Annotated in this window: 15 protein-coding genes, 1 tRNA gene and 3 pseudogenes; 11 read left to right on the forward strand and 8 right to left on the reverse strand. The window is 69.6% G+C overall.

What is annotated here, in order from left to right:
• Nucleotides 1-65 precede the first annotated feature (65 nt).
• Nucleotides 66-139 (forward strand) — tRNA-Pro (locus tag ACIP4X_RS21345).
• 107 nt (nt 140-246) lie between these two features.
• Here ACIP4X_RS21345 and ACIP4X_RS21350 read toward each other — a convergent pair.
• Nucleotides 247-774, reverse strand: coding sequence for a tyrosine-type recombinase/integrase (locus tag ACIP4X_RS21350; protein WP_401350120.1), 528 nt, complete (start codon nt 772-774; stop codon nt 247-249).
• Nucleotides 666-1,082 (reverse strand): hypothetical protein, encoded by a 417-nt coding sequence (locus ACIP4X_RS21355; RefSeq protein ID WP_391454747.1) that lies wholly within the window; start codon nt 1,080-1,082, stop codon nt 666-668. Before ACIP4X_RS21355 ends, ACIP4X_RS21350 begins: the two co-directional genes overlap by 109 nt.
• Before the next feature lie 262 nt (nt 1,083-1,344).
• Here ACIP4X_RS21355 and ACIP4X_RS21360 point away from each other — a divergent pair, with 262 nt between their 5' ends.
• The 5 genes and pseudogenes from ACIP4X_RS21360 to ACIP4X_RS21380 all read left to right on the forward strand — a co-directional run bounded on the left by ACIP4X_RS21360 (nt 1,345) and on the right by ACIP4X_RS21380 (nt 4,888).
• Nucleotides 1,345-1,878 (forward strand): VOC family protein, encoded by a 534-nt coding sequence (locus ACIP4X_RS21360; protein WP_358730498.1) that lies wholly within the window; start codon nt 1,345-1,347, stop codon nt 1,876-1,878.
• 149 nt (nt 1,879-2,027) lie between these two features.
• Nucleotides 2,028-2,498: pseudogene (locus ACIP4X_RS21365) on the forward strand (transposase family protein); the annotation flags it as partial.
• 265 nt (nt 2,499-2,763) lie between these two features.
• On the forward strand, nt 2,764-3,357 hold the full coding sequence (locus ACIP4X_RS21370; protein ID WP_391454696.1) for a GNAT family N-acetyltransferase: 594 nt from the start codon (nt 2,764-2,766) through the stop codon (nt 3,355-3,357).
• 114 nt (nt 3,358-3,471) lie between these two features.
• Nucleotides 3,472-3,681, forward strand: a pseudogene (locus ACIP4X_RS21375) (hypothetical protein); the annotation flags it as partial.
• A 196-nt stretch (nt 3,682-3,877) separates the two neighbouring features.
• Nucleotides 3,878-4,888: a YHYH protein gene (locus tag ACIP4X_RS21380; RefSeq protein ID WP_391454695.1), complete on the forward strand. Its 1,011-nt coding sequence runs from the start codon at nt 3,878-3,880 to the stop codon at nt 4,886-4,888.
• Nucleotides 4,889-4,897: 9 nt separating this feature from the next.
• Here ACIP4X_RS21380 and ACIP4X_RS21385 read toward each other — a convergent pair.
• A pseudogene (locus ACIP4X_RS21385) lies at nt 4,898-5,428 on the reverse strand (RNA polymerase sigma factor); the annotation flags it as partial.
• A gap of 155 nt (nt 5,429-5,583) precedes the next feature.
• Between ACIP4X_RS21385 and ACIP4X_RS21390 the strand changes: the two are divergent.
• A complete protein-coding gene (locus ACIP4X_RS21390) occupies nt 5,584-6,066 on the forward strand; it encodes an Asp23/Gls24 family envelope stress response protein (protein ID WP_391454694.1) in 483 nt (160 codons plus the stop codon).
• 75 nt (nt 6,067-6,141) lie between these two features.
• Nucleotides 6,142-6,309: a hypothetical protein gene (locus ACIP4X_RS21395; RefSeq protein WP_401349984.1), complete on the forward strand. Its 168-nt coding sequence runs from the start codon at nt 6,142-6,144 to the stop codon at nt 6,307-6,309.
• A 443-nt stretch (nt 6,310-6,752) separates the two neighbouring features.
• Here ACIP4X_RS21395 and ACIP4X_RS21400 read toward each other — a convergent pair whose 3' ends face one another.
• Complete coding sequence (locus ACIP4X_RS21400; protein ID WP_391454693.1) at nt 6,753-9,023, reverse strand: FUSC family protein; 2,271 nt, start codon at nt 9,021-9,023, stop codon at nt 6,753-6,755.
• Between the two features lie 297 nt (nt 9,024-9,320).
• Between ACIP4X_RS21400 and ACIP4X_RS21405 the strand changes: the two genes are divergently transcribed.
• Complete coding sequence (locus ACIP4X_RS21405) at nt 9,321-9,629, forward strand: hypothetical protein (RefSeq protein WP_358730507.1); 309 nt, start codon at nt 9,321-9,323, stop codon at nt 9,627-9,629.
• Here ACIP4X_RS21405 and ACIP4X_RS21410 read toward each other — a convergent pair.
• Nucleotides 9,523-10,734, reverse strand: coding sequence for an epoxide hydrolase family protein (locus ACIP4X_RS21410; protein ID WP_358730509.1), 1,212 nt, complete (start codon nt 10,732-10,734; stop codon nt 9,523-9,525). The genes ACIP4X_RS21405 and ACIP4X_RS21410 overlap by 107 nt on opposite strands.
• Before the next feature lie 76 nt (nt 10,735-10,810).
• Between ACIP4X_RS21410 and ACIP4X_RS21415 the strand changes: the two genes are divergently transcribed.
• Nucleotides 10,811-10,972 carry a hypothetical protein gene (locus tag ACIP4X_RS21415; protein ID WP_358730511.1) on the forward strand — a complete coding sequence of 54 codons (162 nt, stop codon included), beginning with the start codon at nt 10,811-10,813 and terminating at the stop codon, nt 10,970-10,972.
• Here ACIP4X_RS21415 and ACIP4X_RS21420 read toward each other — a convergent pair.
• Entirely contained in the window at nt 10,963-11,547 is a 585-nt protein-coding gene (locus ACIP4X_RS21420; RefSeq protein WP_391454692.1) for a TetR family transcriptional regulator, read from the reverse strand. The two genes, ACIP4X_RS21415 and ACIP4X_RS21420, sit on opposite strands and share 10 nt — an antisense overlap.
• Before the next feature lie 142 nt (nt 11,548-11,689).
• Between ACIP4X_RS21420 and ACIP4X_RS21425 the strand changes: the two genes are divergently transcribed.
• A complete protein-coding gene (locus ACIP4X_RS21425) occupies nt 11,690-12,325 on the forward strand; it encodes a LysE family transporter (protein ID WP_391454691.1) in 636 nt (211 codons plus the stop codon).
• 49 nt (nt 12,326-12,374) lie between these two features.
• Here the strand turns inward: ACIP4X_RS21425 and ACIP4X_RS21430 are convergent, their stop codons facing one another.
• Together ACIP4X_RS21430 and ACIP4X_RS21435 are read right to left on the reverse strand one after the other, a co-directional pair.
• The gene (locus ACIP4X_RS21430) at nt 12,375-13,490 is read right to left on the reverse strand and encodes a hypothetical protein (RefSeq protein ID WP_391454690.1); all 1,116 of its coding nucleotides are present in this window, start codon (nt 13,488-13,490) and stop codon (nt 12,375-12,377) included.
• The gene (locus ACIP4X_RS21435) at nt 13,462-14,670 is read right to left on the reverse strand and encodes a hypothetical protein (RefSeq protein ID WP_391454689.1); all 1,209 of its coding nucleotides are present in this window, start codon (nt 14,668-14,670) and stop codon (nt 13,462-13,464) included. Before ACIP4X_RS21435 ends, ACIP4X_RS21430 begins: the two co-directional genes overlap by 29 nt.
• Between the last annotated feature and the right edge of the window lie 11 nt (nt 14,671-14,681).

The following is a 14,681-nucleotide window of genomic DNA, read 5'->3' on the forward strand; positions in this document are numbered from 1 at the left end:
GCGACCCCCGAGGTGCGGTAAAGTGACGTTCACGCGATCAAGCGGTCCACCGCACGAACGCGCATCGGGACGTGGCGCAGCTTGGTAGCGCACTTGACTGGGGGTCAAGGGGTCGCAGGTTCAAATCCTGTCGTCCCGACTGGAGACAGTCGCAGGTCAGGGCCGGTTTCGGAGGTATCCGAAACCGTCCCTTGATCGTTCTTGGGGACCAGTTGGGGACCGGCGTGCTTGACCGGGGTCGGCGGGTCATGACGATCGGGCTCGGCAGGGGGCGCGGCGCGCGCTGAAGTATGCGGATAGTGCCGCGCCGACGGCCGTGATCTTGTGGATGTCCGGGTGCGGATAGCGCTGGGTGGTGGTCAGCGAGCCATGGCCGGCGATCCGTCGCAAGACGTGGACTTGGACTCCTGCGTCGGCGAACCAGGTCAGTCCGGTGTGCCGGAGGTCGTGGCGGCGCAGGTGTTCGTAGCCGAGCTTGGTGACCACGTCGTCCCAGTGGGTGGCGTCGCGCAGGACGGCGGTGGAGATGCGTCCGCCGCGCGGGCCGGTGAACGGGCGGGCGTCGGGATTGGGACCGGCGGACAGGATGCGCTGGGCGATGAGGGGGCGGATCTCCTGGACGATGGGGACCTTTCGGGCCCGCTTGCCCTTGGTGCCCTTGTCGGTCAGCCCGCCGGGCGCGGGTGTGGTCTGACGCCGCACGGTCCAGATCCACTGGGTGGTGTCGATGTCACCTGTGCGGCAGCCTGAGACCTCGCCGATCCGCGCGGCGATGCAGGCGGCGAAGACGACCACTCTCCCCAGCCCCCGTAGTGGTCGTGGGAGGCGGCCACGGGCGCGTCGGCCAGTGCGGCAAGGGTCTCCCAGTCGGGCAGAGCCAGCGCGCGTGGGTCGAGAAGTTCGTCCTGGGCCTGCTTGTAGAGCTTCTGCCAGCCGGTCACCCGGGCGGGATTGACCTTGATGATGCCGTCACGGACTGCCTGCTCCATGACGCGGACCAGGACGGCGATGGTGTTCTTCACCGTCGATCGGCTGTGCTCGTCGGCGATCCAATTCTGTACCGGTGCGGTCGACGACGCCATTGGTGATCATCCGCACCGCGAGGTGACCCAGGGCGGGGACCACACGCATCCGCCACCCCGCGAGATAGGGGTCCAGCGCCTCCCAAACTCGTCGACATCACCCATCCGTGGATCCGAGCGCCTCCCGGACCCATCGACAAGTGACTTCCCTACTGCTCGATAAAGCCACTGCGGCCTACGTTCGCCCGACGTCTAGGACGGAATCAGACCTATATGGCGCCTATGGTCGCTGCTGACAGCCGACATTGTCGAGAGGACCGCGATGCCCGAGCAGATCAGCGCCGCGCCGGCGGGTTACACCAGCGTTGCACCCTGGGTCGTCACCGACGACACGGGGGCTTTCCTCGACTTCGTCTCCCAGGCGTTCGGGGGTGAGGAACTGGGGCGGGTATCGACCGAGGACGGTTTGATCGGCCACGGTGAGATCCGAGTGGGCGATACCGTCGTGCTGGCCTTCGACCGACACGCGGACTGGCCGACCATGCCGAGCCTGCTGCGCGTGTTCGTAGCCGACGCGGACAAAGCGTTTTCACAAGCTGTCGCTGCCGGCGGCCGGGTCGTCACTGCTGTGGCGGGCGACGCCTTCGGACAGCGCGGAGGGCGTGTCAAAGACCCCTTCGGCAACATCTGGTGGGTGGTCAGCCGGGTTGAGGACGTCTCTGAGGACGAGATGTGGAAGCGGCTGCAGGACCCCGTGTACGCCGAGGCCATGCGCGTAGCTCAGGAGACACTCGACGCCGAGCTCAGCGGTCGACACCGCGGGAGCAGCAGTGCACCGGTCAGGGAATCCAGCTGACCACGCTGGTCGGGGTTGGATATACCACACCGGCGGCCGGTGAGCGTTTTCAACCTGCCCAGGAATCCTGCCAGTTGGCCTGGCGCAGGGGTGAAGCCCCTGGTAGATGGGTTTTCGACCAAGAAATCCGGCACTACCAGAGGCTTCACGTGCTTGTTTACCCCTCCGGGCTGGACGTGTCCACTTCCGCCCTCCGCTTCCTCTCCGCTCGCCTGCGCGAACACCGCCGCGGACTCGGCACCCGATGGCGGCGCCTGAGCGCGGGTCGGCAGGCTCTGCTCACCCTCGCCCATCTCCGCAACGGCCATCCGTATGCGCAGCTCGCAGCCGGATTCGGCGTGGGCACCACGACCGCCTACCGCTACATCGCCGAAGCGGTCAAGGTCCCGGTCACCCTCGCCCCGACGCTCGCAGAGGCGGTCCGGGCGGCATCGTCGAAAGACGGGATGAACGTGCAGGTGATCGCAGATCCCGCCGGCCGACCCCTGTGGGCCTCGCCTGCCCTGCCCGGGGCCATCCACGACGTCCGCGCAGCCCGCGAGCACGGCATCATCGACGCGTTTGCCGAGGCTGTCGTCAACGGCTGGGCCGACAAGGGCTACCAGGGCGCCGGAAGCACCTGAACCTTGCCCCAAACCCCCGAGGAAGCACGACGCGGTCAGCGCAGACGTCCGACGCGCCGCCCAACTCATCGGCACCGGATTTGACTCACTTACTCCTGGTCGCAGCACTAGGAGCGTGGGTCAGTGAACAACTCCTGGAATGCCACGCCTCGTGGTGAAGTGCGGCTGCCGACTGATGCTCTGGAAAAGGCGTGGCTGCCGGGCAGTCGTGATGCGACAATCCGTCCGCAACTTGATCCACATCCGCGTCCCGGAGGTCCGCATGGACGTCGCCTCGCTGCTGCCGTTGACCACGTCCCGGTTGTCGCTGCGTCTGTTCACTCCCGGCGACGCCGACGACCTGTACGCCTACCAGAGCCTGCCGAGCGTGGCGCGCTACTTGTACCGGCCGGCGCACACGCGTGAGCGCAGCGAGCAGGTCGCCGCCGAGCGCGCGTCGCAGACGGCCTGGCGCGGCGACGGGGACAAGCTGGCGCTCGCTGTCTGCCGACGCGATGAGCCCGGCGTCCTTGGCGAGGTGAGCCTCACCCTGGCCGATGCCCGCGCCGCCCAGGCCGAGATCGGCTGGACTCTCGACCCAGGTCACCAGGGGCACGGCTACGCGACCGAGGCGGCCGCGGCGCTGGCCGGGTTTGCCTTCGACACGCTGGGCGTGCACCGGCTCTACGCACGGCTGGATGTGGAGAACACCGGGTCTGTGCGGGTTTGTGAGCGCCTCGGGATGCGCCGGGAGGCGCACCTGGTCGAGAACGACCTCGACGGGGATCGCTGGGGCAGCGAGTACATCTACGCGGCGCTGTCCGCGGATCTTGGCAGTCGATCAGGCGATGAGCCCGACGCTGCCTCCTGTTCGTGATCTTCCATACGGGAGAGTCCCGGTATGTCTGGTGGGGATGGCCTGTTCGAGGTGGATCCGGCGACGGTGGTGAAGCCGGAGATCGCGCCGACGGTGGCGGTGAAGAAGACCTTCCGGGCGTTCGTCGTCGAACCCGTCTTCGGGCAGATCATGACCTGCCGAGGCGGCCGCGGGCGCCTGCTACGCGGCGAAGCAGGCGCCTGCGCCGAATGGCGGCTACTCGCCGCATGCCACAACCTGCGAAAGATCTTCGGGCAGGTCGGAACCCAGTCCAGTGCTTGGGCCGCGGAGCGGACTCTCACGGCCCAGGGACGCGTTGGGTGATTTGCACGCCGAGGCGGGGTGCCAGCGGCCGCCGCCGTCCACCCGGACCTTGCGATGGAGCCAGGCCGAGTGCTCACTCGGTTGCCCGTTCGTGTCGGTGGGACTGCGGCATGCGCACATGGTGAGGTGGGCGGGCGGCGGGGCGGTGGGTCGCCGAGGTGAGGTCTTCCGGTCCTTGTCGAGATGAGGAGCTTTCATGCACGGCCTGTTCAAGCCTGTTGCGGTGACAGCCGGTGCGGTCTGCATGTTGCTGGGTCCGTCGATGGCTCCGGCCGGCTCCGCTGCTGTGCCTCATCCCGTACGGGCGGGCGCGGGTTTGTGGAACGAGGGTGGGAACACCCCGATCATGCGCCTGTACACACCGCCTACCGGTACGTCGATCGCGTCACCCGGGCGCAACACCCTCTACGCCTGTCGTGGGGGAACGCTCACCCGGCCCGATCGCCCGTGGATCGACGCGCACGGCGTGATCGACGTGCTCAAGCGACCTTTCGTGTCGGGGACCATGCACTGGCGCGCCAGACTGCGGGTGACGACGACCGGGACCGTGAGGCACTTCAAGGGCAACGGGCTCCCTGACCATTCCACCGGGCACTTCCCCGTCCGAAAGGGCACCCCCGCCTACAAGTACTACGCGGAGATTCCCGCGCACGGGTATCCCAATGCCGCTGCGATCCCCATCAAGGCGTGGAACCTCGACGTCACCGTCCCGCGTAATCCGTCCGTCTCAGCCAAGCCCACGTGCATCGACCAGTTGACGACAGGGATGGCTCTGGCGGGCGGCACCTTCCATCTGGAGGTGGCCACCGATGCGCAGGACCGCCCGGTCGACCCGAACGCGGCCCTGCCCCTCGATCGCTGCTGGGGGCATCCCTACGAGACGCAGTACCACTACCACGGCCCCTCGCAGACCTGCTTCGGCAAGGCTTCCAAGGGGCCGGCGCATGCCCGTACCCGACACTCGCCACTCGTGGGGTACGCCATCGACGGCTTCGGGATCTACGGGCCGCGCGGTGAGGACGGAAAGGTCGTCAGGAACAAGGACCTGGACGTCTGCCACGGCCACACGCACGCGATCATGTGGGACGGCCACAAAGTCGTCATGTATCACTACCACCTCAACGGCGAGTATCCGTACTCGATCGGATGCTTCCGAGGGAAGCCGGTGACGGTCCCCGGGTCCGGTCACGGCTGGCGCCACCGGTAGAAACTGATTGAACAGTCTGCCGCGCACCGCCTGCTCTCTGGTGTGTGTCACGGCGGCGATCTCCTTGTACGGCAGTCCCTGCAGTTCCCGCAGGATCCAGCAGACCCGCTGTCCGGCGTCCAGCTCACCGAGGGCGCGGGCCAGGGCGGCCGTGGCCGCCTCCTGCTCGGCGGTTCGGGCGGGTGAGCTCGACTCGTCACTCGTAGCCGAGTCGGGCACGGCGTCCAGGGGGAGGGGCGGCAGCCGGCGGCGTCGCACGGTCAGTCAGCGGTTGACGGTGATGCGGTACATCCAGGTACGGAACTCGGCACTGTGACGGTATTCCGGTAGTCGCCGCCAGGCGCTGACGAAGGCCTCCTGTACGGCGTCCTCGGCGTCCTGGACGCTGCCGAGCATGCAGTAGGCCATGGCCAGGAGGGGTCCGCTGTGCCGCCGGACGAGAACAGCGAAGGAGTCCTCGTCCCCCTCGGCCGCCCGCACGGCCAGCAACCTGTCCGGCAGGTCGCATTCCGGCGGCGGGAGGCCGGTCGGTTCGCTCATGACGCTCCTGCTCAGGGCTTGGAACGGGCGTGCACCCGGGCCCATTGATGTGATGCATCTCACATCTCGCGGGTGTGAGGAGTGGATGGTCCGACATGTCCAACCCTCCGGCGGGCATCACACCGGTGTCCGTCCGACCGATCGAGGCGACCCCCATGACGGACAACAGCATCAGCATCGGCCGGGACAGCCGGCCCGACGGAGGCGCACACGCACTCAAGGGCCCTACTGGGGCGGGGGCCCCGGCGGAGACACGGGGCAAGACCACCATCGCGGACAGCGTGGTGGCCAAGATCGCGGGCATGGCTGCCCGTGAGGTACCGGGCATCTACAACCTGGGAGCGGGGATGGCCCGTGCTTTCGGCGCGATGCGGGAGCGTGTCCCCGGCGCAGGCGGGAGCGTCACACGAGGGGTGAAGGTCGAGGTCGGCGAGCGCCAGGCCGCCGTGGACCTGGACGTCGTCGTCGAGTACGGCGTCTCCATCGTCGCTGTCGCCGGCGACGTGCGCACCAACGTGATCAGTGCTGTGGAGCGGATGACCGGATTGGAGGTCGTCGAGGTGAACATCGCCGTCGACGACGTCCACCTCCCCGACGAGGAGGAAGAGCCAGGGCCCGATGAGGGCCGCGTGAGGTGATCCGGCGTGATCCCGCGCTCCACCGGAGTGAGCGGTGAGCACAGGGACGACGCCCGCGAGACGGGTGAGTGAATGATGAACACAGCGACGACGGGCCTCGCGGCCGGTATGGCCCTGGGCTTCGCAGGTTACTTCGGCGGCTTCTGGGCATTCCTGCTGGTTCTGGTCCTGGGCGCGGCCGGTCTGGCCCTCGGCCTCGCCCTGCAGGGAGACCTGGACCTGCGTGCACGGAGGCATCGGTGAGCGCCCGGCACAGTCGCCGCCGGCGGTGGTACGTGACGCGTGGCCTTGTTGTCGTTCCGCTTGCGGCTGACCGCACTGACCGGAGTGCTGGCCCTGGCGGACCAGGTGATCTTTGCCGTCCTCCTCAAGGACCTGCACTCGGCGGAGCGCATGGCGCAGATCTTCGCCGTGGTGGCGGCCACGGCGTTGCTTCCTCGCCGCCGAAGGTCGCCTGGGAGCGTCCGAGCTGCGATTCACCATCGCCGACCGAGGTGTCGTCCATTTCAATCGGCCATATCCGGAAAACGCCCTTGCCGCCTACTCCTGGGGGTCAAGGGGGCGCAGGTTCAAATCCTGTCGTCGCGACTGGAGACAGTCGCAGGTCAGGGCCGGTTTCGGAGACATCCGAAACCGGCCCTTGATCATTCTTGGGAACAGCTGGGGACCGAGTCCCACTGATCCCGTCACGCAACGCGCGCGTCGGCGTGGCCGGCTGCCGCCGCGATGGGCGACTGGAGCCGCCGCACCGCTTCCAGATGGTCGCCGGTCCAGATGAGGCGGATACCGGTCCCCGCCGCCCGCGCGTCCGCATCACGCAGCTCACGGCGAACCGCCTGGACCAGCCGGGCGCTGTGCTCCCGGTCGGACTCCAGCGGCTCCGGCACCGGCCCTTCGTTCTCGAGCCCCTCGGCCAGGCTCTCGTACCACTGGAAGACCCGTTCCGCCATGCCCAGCAGCGCTCTCTGCGCGGCGGCGCGGTCCTCGAGCGGTCGGCCGCCCGGGGCCCGCCGCCACAGCTCCAGGACCGCGTCGGCGGCCAGACGGAGCCCTACGACACCGGTGATCAGAGTCGTGGTCTCGCACAACGAGACGTCCTTCGCTCCGCGCTCGGCCAGGTAGGTCCTGAAGGCGTCGTCCAGTCGGCGTGCCGCGGCCGCCGCCCGGCGGCCCTCCTGCGGGCGCTCGACGGTCTCGGGCCTGAAAGTGCAGCAGGACACCGCGTAGCCCACCGCCCCGAGCACATAGCGCGCGCTGGCGACATACGCCTCCGCCAATGCCCCGGCGAGGGCGACGGACGCGCCGCGCGGCCAGAACAGCAGGCCGACGACCAGGCTCACCGCACAGCCGAGCGCGATGTCCTCGATACGGAACAGGACGACCGACAGGTCCGCCGGCTTGGCGATGTCGAACAGGATGACCAGGGTGAGCGTGAAGGCCGCCTGCCCGGCGGCGAACGAGATCGCGGCCGGGACGACGCCCGCGGCCATCACCGCGACGGGCAGCAGGATCCACAGCACGGTCGTGTCGTGTCCGATGAGCTGGAGCAGACCGGCGCCCAGGAGCGAGCCGGCCAGGGTGCCGCCGAGGGCGCGGAAGACCTTCTGCCCGGTGCTGAGAGCGTTGGAACGCAGCACCGACAGGGTGCCCAGCGTGATCCAGAAGCCGTGCTGGACGCCGGTCACGTTGGCCAGTGCGATGCCGACGCCCAGGCCGATGGCGCCACGGATGCTGTTGTGCAGCCATATCGAGTGCGGCTCGACATGTGCGGCGGCGCGTTCCGCGGCGCTGGCCAGGCTGCCGGCCGTGGAGCCGGGCTCGCGGCCGAGCAGGCGGTCCGGCCAGCTGCGGTGATCGGCGGTCCGGGCGATGTCGACGTTCGAGGCGATCTGCAGGACGACGAAGCCCACCTCCTGAGCCCGAAAGGTGACGTCGAGGCTGTCGACCAGGGTGCCGAGGCCACGCCTGCCGCCGGAGCCGCCGTCCGGTATCGGCAGCCGCTCGACCGCCCCGTCCTCCAGCGTGGTCAACGCATGACGGAGCTGCTCCACCCCGGCGCGCAGGCGGTCCGGCGTGACGCGCGGATCATCGAGCATCTCCGCCGCCCGTTCCAGAACGGTGGCGGCGGCCCCGCGCACCACTGAGGACTGCCGGGTGCCCGACGAACGGTCCTCGACGGCGGGGGCGGCCTCCACGAGGATCGCGCTCAGCCAGGTCAGCTCGTCGATCAGGCGGACCAGTGCCCGGGACCCGGTGGACAGGCTGGTGGGCCGGTAGGGGGTGGCGGTGAACGCCTGCCGCAGGTTCTGTGTGCTCGACCTGGTCTCCTGGGCGCAGGCACGGCACTCCCCGAAGGCGGGGCCGGCGGCACGGCCCGTGAAGTAGTCCGCGTCGGTGCGCAACTGCACCGCCGCGGCGCGGCAGACCCGAGCCGCCGGGGCGCTGAGCGGATCGGCCTGCGTCCTCGCCCCCAACAGCCAGAGCGCGATCATGGACGTCCCGGCCGCCAGCACCACGCCGATCAGCCGGTCGGGCAGCTGGGTCAGGGGGGCGGGCGAGGACACCGGCAGGATGAACGCCAGCAGCAGCGAAGTCGAGGCGCCGGCCAGGACCGAGCTGACCACGCCCGAGAAGAGCACGACGAAGCCCACCACCAGCGTTGCCGCGGTCGCGACCCAGACCGACCGCGACGCGAGGGTGCCCAGTGAGACCAGCACCAGCCAGGCCGCGCCGAGCGCCGCATGCGCGCGCAGCCGCTGCATCACAGGGCCGGTGTACTCGACCAGCAGGAGCATCGCGAACGCGCCGAACGCGGCGTAGGTGCCCGTGACCGGCGCGTGGAAGACCTGGGTGCACAGCGCGAAGAGGGACGGCATCACCACCGCGGTCCTGGCCGCCCGCCGCATGGCGGCGAGGCCCGGATCCCGGCGACGCAACCACGCGGTGAACTGACGCATCCGAATCATCGCAACCCGCCTCGGTGAGGTGGTGGCACGGCAACCAAGCAGTGTCTTCCATCCATCCTGGGCACCACTGAAGTCAACTGGCAGGCCGGCCGGCTCGGCGACCCGTGCGGCCGCCGGCCCTGTGACCGACCGGCATCGAACAGAGGCCGGAGATTCACGTGTTCCGGCGGCGTGGACCAAATGGCGGGCCGGGCCCGATATGCGTAAACATGGTGCCATTGCACTCATATGAGAGGCCATGCGGTGGACGGTATTGCCGATATGGGGGGCACCCTGGGGTGGGGGCCCATGCATCCGCCGAGAAAGGGCGAACCGGTCTTCGAGGAGCCCTGGCAGGGCCGTGCGTTCGCGCTGGCGATTCTGTCCAGCCGCGTCGCGTCGGGCGGCGTCAACCCGGACGCCTTCCGGCACGCACTGGAGCGCCTGGACCGTGCCGCCTACCTGGACGACGGATACTTCGGCCGCTGGATCAACGCCGCGACGCTCATGCTCACCGAAAGCGCCGTCCTGGCGCCGTCGGCGATCGACGCCCGCGCCCGCAACCTGCGCGCGGAGCCGCGGGCCGCGGTGGGCGGAGGGCGCGGAAGAATTCGGTGATGTCGTGGGCGAGCAGGCCGGGTTCCTCGTGGGCGGCGAAGTGTCCGCCGCGGGGCATGCGGGTGTAACGGGTGATGTGGTACGTGCGCTCGGCCCAACTGCGCGGCGGCCGGCTCAGGTCGGCGGGGAAGAGTGCGAGAGCGGTGGGTACGTCCACCCGTCGCACGCGCCGGGTCAGGTTGTGCGCGTACTCGTAGTAGGGCCGGAACGAGGTGGAGATCGTGCCGGTGAACCAGTAGAGGGACGCCTGGGTGAGGAGGAAGTCGTCGCTGAAGCGGGTGGACAGGTCGCCTCCGCAGTCGCTCCACGCACGGTACTTCTCCGTGATCCAGGCCAGTAGCCCGGCGGGTGAGTCGGTCAGGGCGGGGGCGAGCGTGAGGGGGCGGGTGCTCTGCTGGTGCATGTAGCCGCCTTCCTCTGCCTGCCAGGCCGAGACGGAGGCGAGGTGGGCCTCCTCCTCCGGGGTGAGTCCGGCCGGGTCGTGGTCGGCCGGGGCCGCGGCGGCGAGCAGGTGGATGCCGACGACTGCCTCGGGGTGGGCCTCGGCGAGCCGTGAGGTGATGCCGGCGCCCAGGTCTCCGCCGTGTGCCGCGTAGCGCCGGAAGCCGAGGTGGTCGTGCATCAGCCGGTGCCAGAGGTCATGGGTCTGTTCGGATCGGCTGAGGGCGGGGCGCTGGGGGGAGAAGGCGAAGCCGGGCAGTGAGGGGACGATCACGGTGAAGGCGTCCGCCGCGTCTCCTCCGTGGCGGGAGGGGGTGGCCAGCCGTTCGGCGAGGGCGGTGAGTTCCAGGAAGGTGCTGGGCCAGCCGTGGGTGAGCACGATCGGCAGGGCGTCGGAGTGTTCGCCGTCGTAGCGGAGGTAGTGCAACGGGATGCCGTCGAGGTCGACGAGGTGGGACGGCAGCGCGTTGATGGCGGCCTCGTGGGTCCGCCAGTCGTAGCCGGAGGCCCAGTGGGCGACGAGGCGGCGGAGTTCCTCGATGTCGGTTCCGGCGTCCCAGCCGTCGACCGGCCAGGGCTCGGGCCATCGTGTGGACCGCAGCCGGGCGCGGAGGTCGTCCAGTTCCGTGTCACTGACCTTGATCAAGGGTGTGCGGGTCGGCAAGGTGTTCTCCTCGGTGTGCTGAGCGTGCGTGCGCGTCGGAGGCGGCGTCGGCCGCTTCCTCGCGTAGAAGAGCCCGATGAACAGCAGCGGCGGCCAGAGGGCGAGGCCGAACGCCACCGCGCAGACCGACACCGACGAGCAGGGCCACCACGGTGACGGCCCGTCGTGGCCCGACGCGTGCGACGACGGGCCCGGCCAGTGGCAGCACCAGCACGCCGCCGACCGCGATCAGCAGTAGCCGAGGGCCTGCGCGATGGCCGTCCGCGTCGTCTCCCGCGGTTCCCGGTCCGTCGACAGCAACGCATGCATGATCATCCCTTCCAGCAGGGCGTCCAGGCGTGCGGCGGTCTCCGGACCGGTGAAGCGGGCCAGCACGGCACGGCTGGCCCTGGTCCACTCATGTGTCAGTGCGCGCAGGCCGGGATCGCGCAGCGCGGCCAGGTGCAGCTCGAAGCCGAGGACCGCACTGCGGTGCCGGGACGGTCCTCCCCGGACCATGTCCACCAGGACATCGATCAGCTCCTCGCGCGTGGTCACCTCGGTGAAGAGGGCTTCGTACTCGGCGGTCCGTTGTTCGACGTACCAGGCGAACGCCTGAGTCCGCAGCTCGGCCAGGCTCGCGAAGTGGTACGTGACCGAGCCCAACGGCACGTCGGCACGGGAGGCAACCTTGCGGTGCGTGATGCCGGCCACCCCGTCCGCGACGAGTACCTCCAGCGCGGCGTCCAGGATCCGCTCCCTGCGCTGCGGATCGTGGCGCCGTGCGCGCCGCCCCCGGCCGTCTGCTGTCTCCAGTTCGTCGGGGGTTCCCATCCCATCCATAAGAACAAAAGTACACTACGTAAGAACAGAAGTTCTTATGGATCCGGTAGGTGCTGAGGACCGCAAGTCGGCACGGTTCACTGGGTTGGCCGAAACGGCGGGGCGCTGGAGTCGTGGTGCCTATCCTGTGCGGGTGATCGGATTAGAGCGTCTGACTGTCTTCCTGACCGTGGTGACCGTGCTGATCGCTGTGCCGGGGCCGAGCGTCCTGTTCGTGGTGAGCCGAGGGGTGGCGCTGGGCCGACGAGCCGCTGTGTCGACTGCGGTGGGAAACGAGGCGGGTCTGCTCGTCCAGGTGACGCTGGTGGCGTTCGGGCTGGGGGAGGTGCTCGCCCGGTCCTTCCTGGTGTTCTCGATCCTGAAGTTCGCCGGCTCTCTCTACCTCGTCCACCTCGGTGTCCAGGCCTGGCGGCACCGCAAGCTGTTGATGGTGGAGGAACAGACCGCGCCGGAGGTGAGCCGTCCGGGCCGGATCTTCCGGGAAGGTTTCATTGTCGGGGTGAGCAACCCCAAGGGCCTGCTGATCTTCGGTGCGGTGCTGCCGCAGTTCGTCGATCCTTCGGCGGGAAAGCCCCAGGTGCAGCTGTTGCTGCTGGGCATGATCTGTGTCCTGATCGCGTTGGTGTCCGACGCCACTTGGGGCCTCCTTGCCGGAACGGCCCGCAACTGGCTTGCCAGGTCGCCGCGTCGGCTGTCGTGGATCGGTGGAGGGTCGGGCGTCGTGATGATCGGCCTGGGTGTCCGTCTGGCGTTCAGCGGACGGGACTGAGACAGGCTGAGGCGCACACCGGCATGCGCAGGAGACCTGACACTGACGGTCAGGCGCCGAGAATTCCGCCGGCCAGATAGTCGATGGCGTTGCGGTCGATGATCCGGCTGCCGGGGTCGTCGGCGGCGGCGAGCCAGTTCGTCCAGGACTCCAGCAGCCGGGCACGGGCGAGAGCCGTACCGTCCGCACCGGCCAGGTGGGCGAGGGCGCGGGTCGAGCCCGAGACCGTGTAGCCGTACAGTTCGAGTCGGCCGAGCCGCTTCACCAGTGTGTCCAGGTCGGCCAGCAAAGCGTCGAGCAACTGCAGGGCGTCTTCCGGCGGTTGGGGAGGCTCTGCTGGGCGGGGCGGTGCGACGAGACGGCCGATCGAGGTTCGGAGGAGCCGGTCGAGGAGTTCTCGGTGCTGGATGTGGCGGACAAGGTCGAGGGTGACGTGGAAGCTCTCCAGCGGCTTGGTCACCGAGACCTGGGTGCCCTGGAAGACATCGAGGAGCGCCCAGAGGGTCATCTCGGGCAGGTTCCCGGGGAGGATCTTCTGCCCGGTGTCGCGGTGCTCGGGAGACAGATACACGTATGCCGTGCTCGTCTCGCTGTTCTGGGAGAACGAGTAGATACGGGTCGAGCCGTCGACCGACGCGATGCCCGACCTGGTGTACTCGACCTCGCGGGGCAACCGGCCGAGGGTGACGATGCCGTGGGCGCCGACCGTGGCGACCGCCGCGGCGGTGTCCTGTATGAGCGCGTAAGTGGCGGGGACGTCGATGCCCCCGCCGTGGGCGCGGACGCCCCACGATCCGTCGGGATTCAGGGCGAGGGCGAACGGGTCGACCGTGCACCGGGTGCCGGGCGGTGTCTCCCGGACGAGCAGGGCTGTGGCGGCGGCGTGCGCGTCGATGCGGTCCCGCCACGCGCCGGGCCGGGAGTCGGTGATCCGCACCACGAACTCCTCGATACCGAGGCGGCGACCTCTTCGCACCCGTTCGACGGCGGCCGCGCGGCCATGGGCGTACCAGCCGGGTAACGCGTCGACCGCTGCCCGCGCGTGCTCGGGGAGGGCCAGATCGACGTCGACGGGCTGGACCAGGCGGCCCGGGGTGACGCGGTGGAGGGGCTCGTCGGAGATACGGCGGCGGGCGTCAGAGGGAAGCCGGCGCACTGGCGTCATCTGTTCCTCCTGCGGGGCGAGGTAAGAGGGAGGGCGTGGAGCGCACGTGGAGCAGTACGGCCGCCGCCACTGTGCAGAAGGCGGCCGCGACCCAGAACAGACCGGGGCTGTAACCGGGAACAGCGAGCGGGGCGAGGATGCCGATCAGGGAGCCGAGTTGCATCAGCGCGGCGAAGAGCCCGGCACCGGCCGGCAGGCCGCCCGTCAGGAGGCGGCCGAGGAGCAGCGGGCCGAGCGCCTGCAGGGCGGCCGTGAACGGGGCGTACAGCAGCTGTGACGTCAGTAGTGAACCGACGGAGGAGAAGGCCGCGCTGACGGTGAAGGAAAGGACGCCGATCACGGCTGCCGCGCCGAGCAGCAGCGGCGCGGACCGGCGCTCGCCGAGCCGGCCGAGCAGCGGCAGGACGAGGAGTTCGACCGCCGCGGTGGCGAGGAAGAGCACGCTGATCAGCCGTTCGTCCCGGCCGGAGGCGACCACGAACAGCGGCAGGTAGATCAGCCGTACACTGTCGGCGGCCTTGAGCAGGACGATCGAGGTCACCCCGACAACCAGGAGAAGACCGGGCGTCGGCGTCACCGGCGCCTCGGGCCCGCTTCTGGCGGGGGCCGTCCGGGTGGCGGCGGCGTCCGAGCGGGAGCCCACCGCGGCCACTGCGGCGGCCGCGAGCAGCAGAGGGACCGCCGCGTGGACCGGGGTCCAGTCCGGCCACAGCGGGGTCAGGGAAGCGGAGGCGCCGAAGCCGGCGACCCCCGCCAGATACCCGGCGACCCCGATCCAGCGGGTACCCGCAGCGAGCACGGCGTCGGAGAGCGCGGCGGTCCTCGACGCGGTCTGGATCTGGCGGAGGATCAACGGCATCGTCACCGCGGCCGCCATCGACAGCGCTCCTCCCATGCACACCAGGGGCAGTGACCGGCCGCCGACCAGGAGGAGCCCGCCCGCGCCGACGAGGAGCGCCGCGACCAGCAGCGGGCGCGCGTGCCGCAGTGGCGCGGGACGAGAGGCCGTGAGCGCCAGCGCGAACGCGGTCACGGAATCGACGACGAAGAAGACGGCGATGTCGCCCTTGGCGAACCCGGCCGCCTGCAGGGCGACCGGGTAGCCGACGCTGATCAGGCCGGTCATGGTGGACACGAACAGCAGGCACAGGCCGTACGGCGAGCGCAACAGACGACTCATGGCAGACATCA

It is taken from the genome of Streptomyces sp. NPDC088817, assembly GCF_044750345.1.
Taxonomy (GTDB): domain Bacteria; phylum Actinomycetota; class Actinomycetes; order Streptomycetales; family Streptomycetaceae; genus Streptomyces.

Bases quoted from the DNA above. Each gene is read 5' to 3' on its own strand.
- ACIP4X_RS21435 (WP_391454689.1), bottom strand. From the start codon at position 14,670: ATGAGTCGTCTGTTGCGCTCGCCGTACGGCCTGTGCCTGCTGTTCGTG.
- ACIP4X_RS21430 (WP_391454690.1), bottom strand. From the start codon at position 13,490: ATGACGCCAGTGCGCCGGCTTCCCTCTGACGCCCGCCGCCGTATCTCC.
- ACIP4X_RS21400 (WP_391454693.1), bottom strand. From the start codon at position 9,023: ATGCGTCAGTTCACCGCGTGGTTGCGTCGCCGGGATCCGGGCCTCGCC.
- ACIP4X_RS21420 (WP_391454692.1), bottom strand. From the start codon at position 11,547: ATGGGAACCCCCGACGAACTGGAGACAGCAGACGGCCGGGGGCGGCGC.
- ACIP4X_RS21390 (WP_391454694.1), top strand. From the start codon at position 5,584: ATGACGGACAACAGCATCAGCATCGGCCGGGACAGCCGGCCCGACGGA.
- ACIP4X_RS21355 (WP_391454747.1), bottom strand. From the start codon at position 1,082: ATGGCGTCGTCGACCGCACCGGTACAGAATTGGATCGCCGACGAGCAC.
- ACIP4X_RS21415 (WP_358730511.1), top strand. From the start codon at position 10,811: ATGAACAGCAGCGGCGGCCAGAGGGCGAGGCCGAACGCCACCGCGCAG.
- ACIP4X_RS21360 (WP_358730498.1), top strand. From the start codon at position 1,345: ATGCCCGAGCAGATCAGCGCCGCGCCGGCGGGTTACACCAGCGTTGCA.
- ACIP4X_RS21370 (WP_391454696.1), top strand. From the start codon at position 2,764: ATGGACGTCGCCTCGCTGCTGCCGTTGACCACGTCCCGGTTGTCGCTG.
- ACIP4X_RS21405 (WP_358730507.1), top strand. From the start codon at position 9,321: ATGCATCCGCCGAGAAAGGGCGAACCGGTCTTCGAGGAGCCCTGGCAG.
- ACIP4X_RS21395 (WP_401349984.1), top strand. From the start codon at position 6,142: ATGAACACAGCGACGACGGGCCTCGCGGCCGGTATGGCCCTGGGCTTC.
- ACIP4X_RS21380 (WP_391454695.1), top strand. From the start codon at position 3,878: ATGCACGGCCTGTTCAAGCCTGTTGCGGTGACAGCCGGTGCGGTCTGC.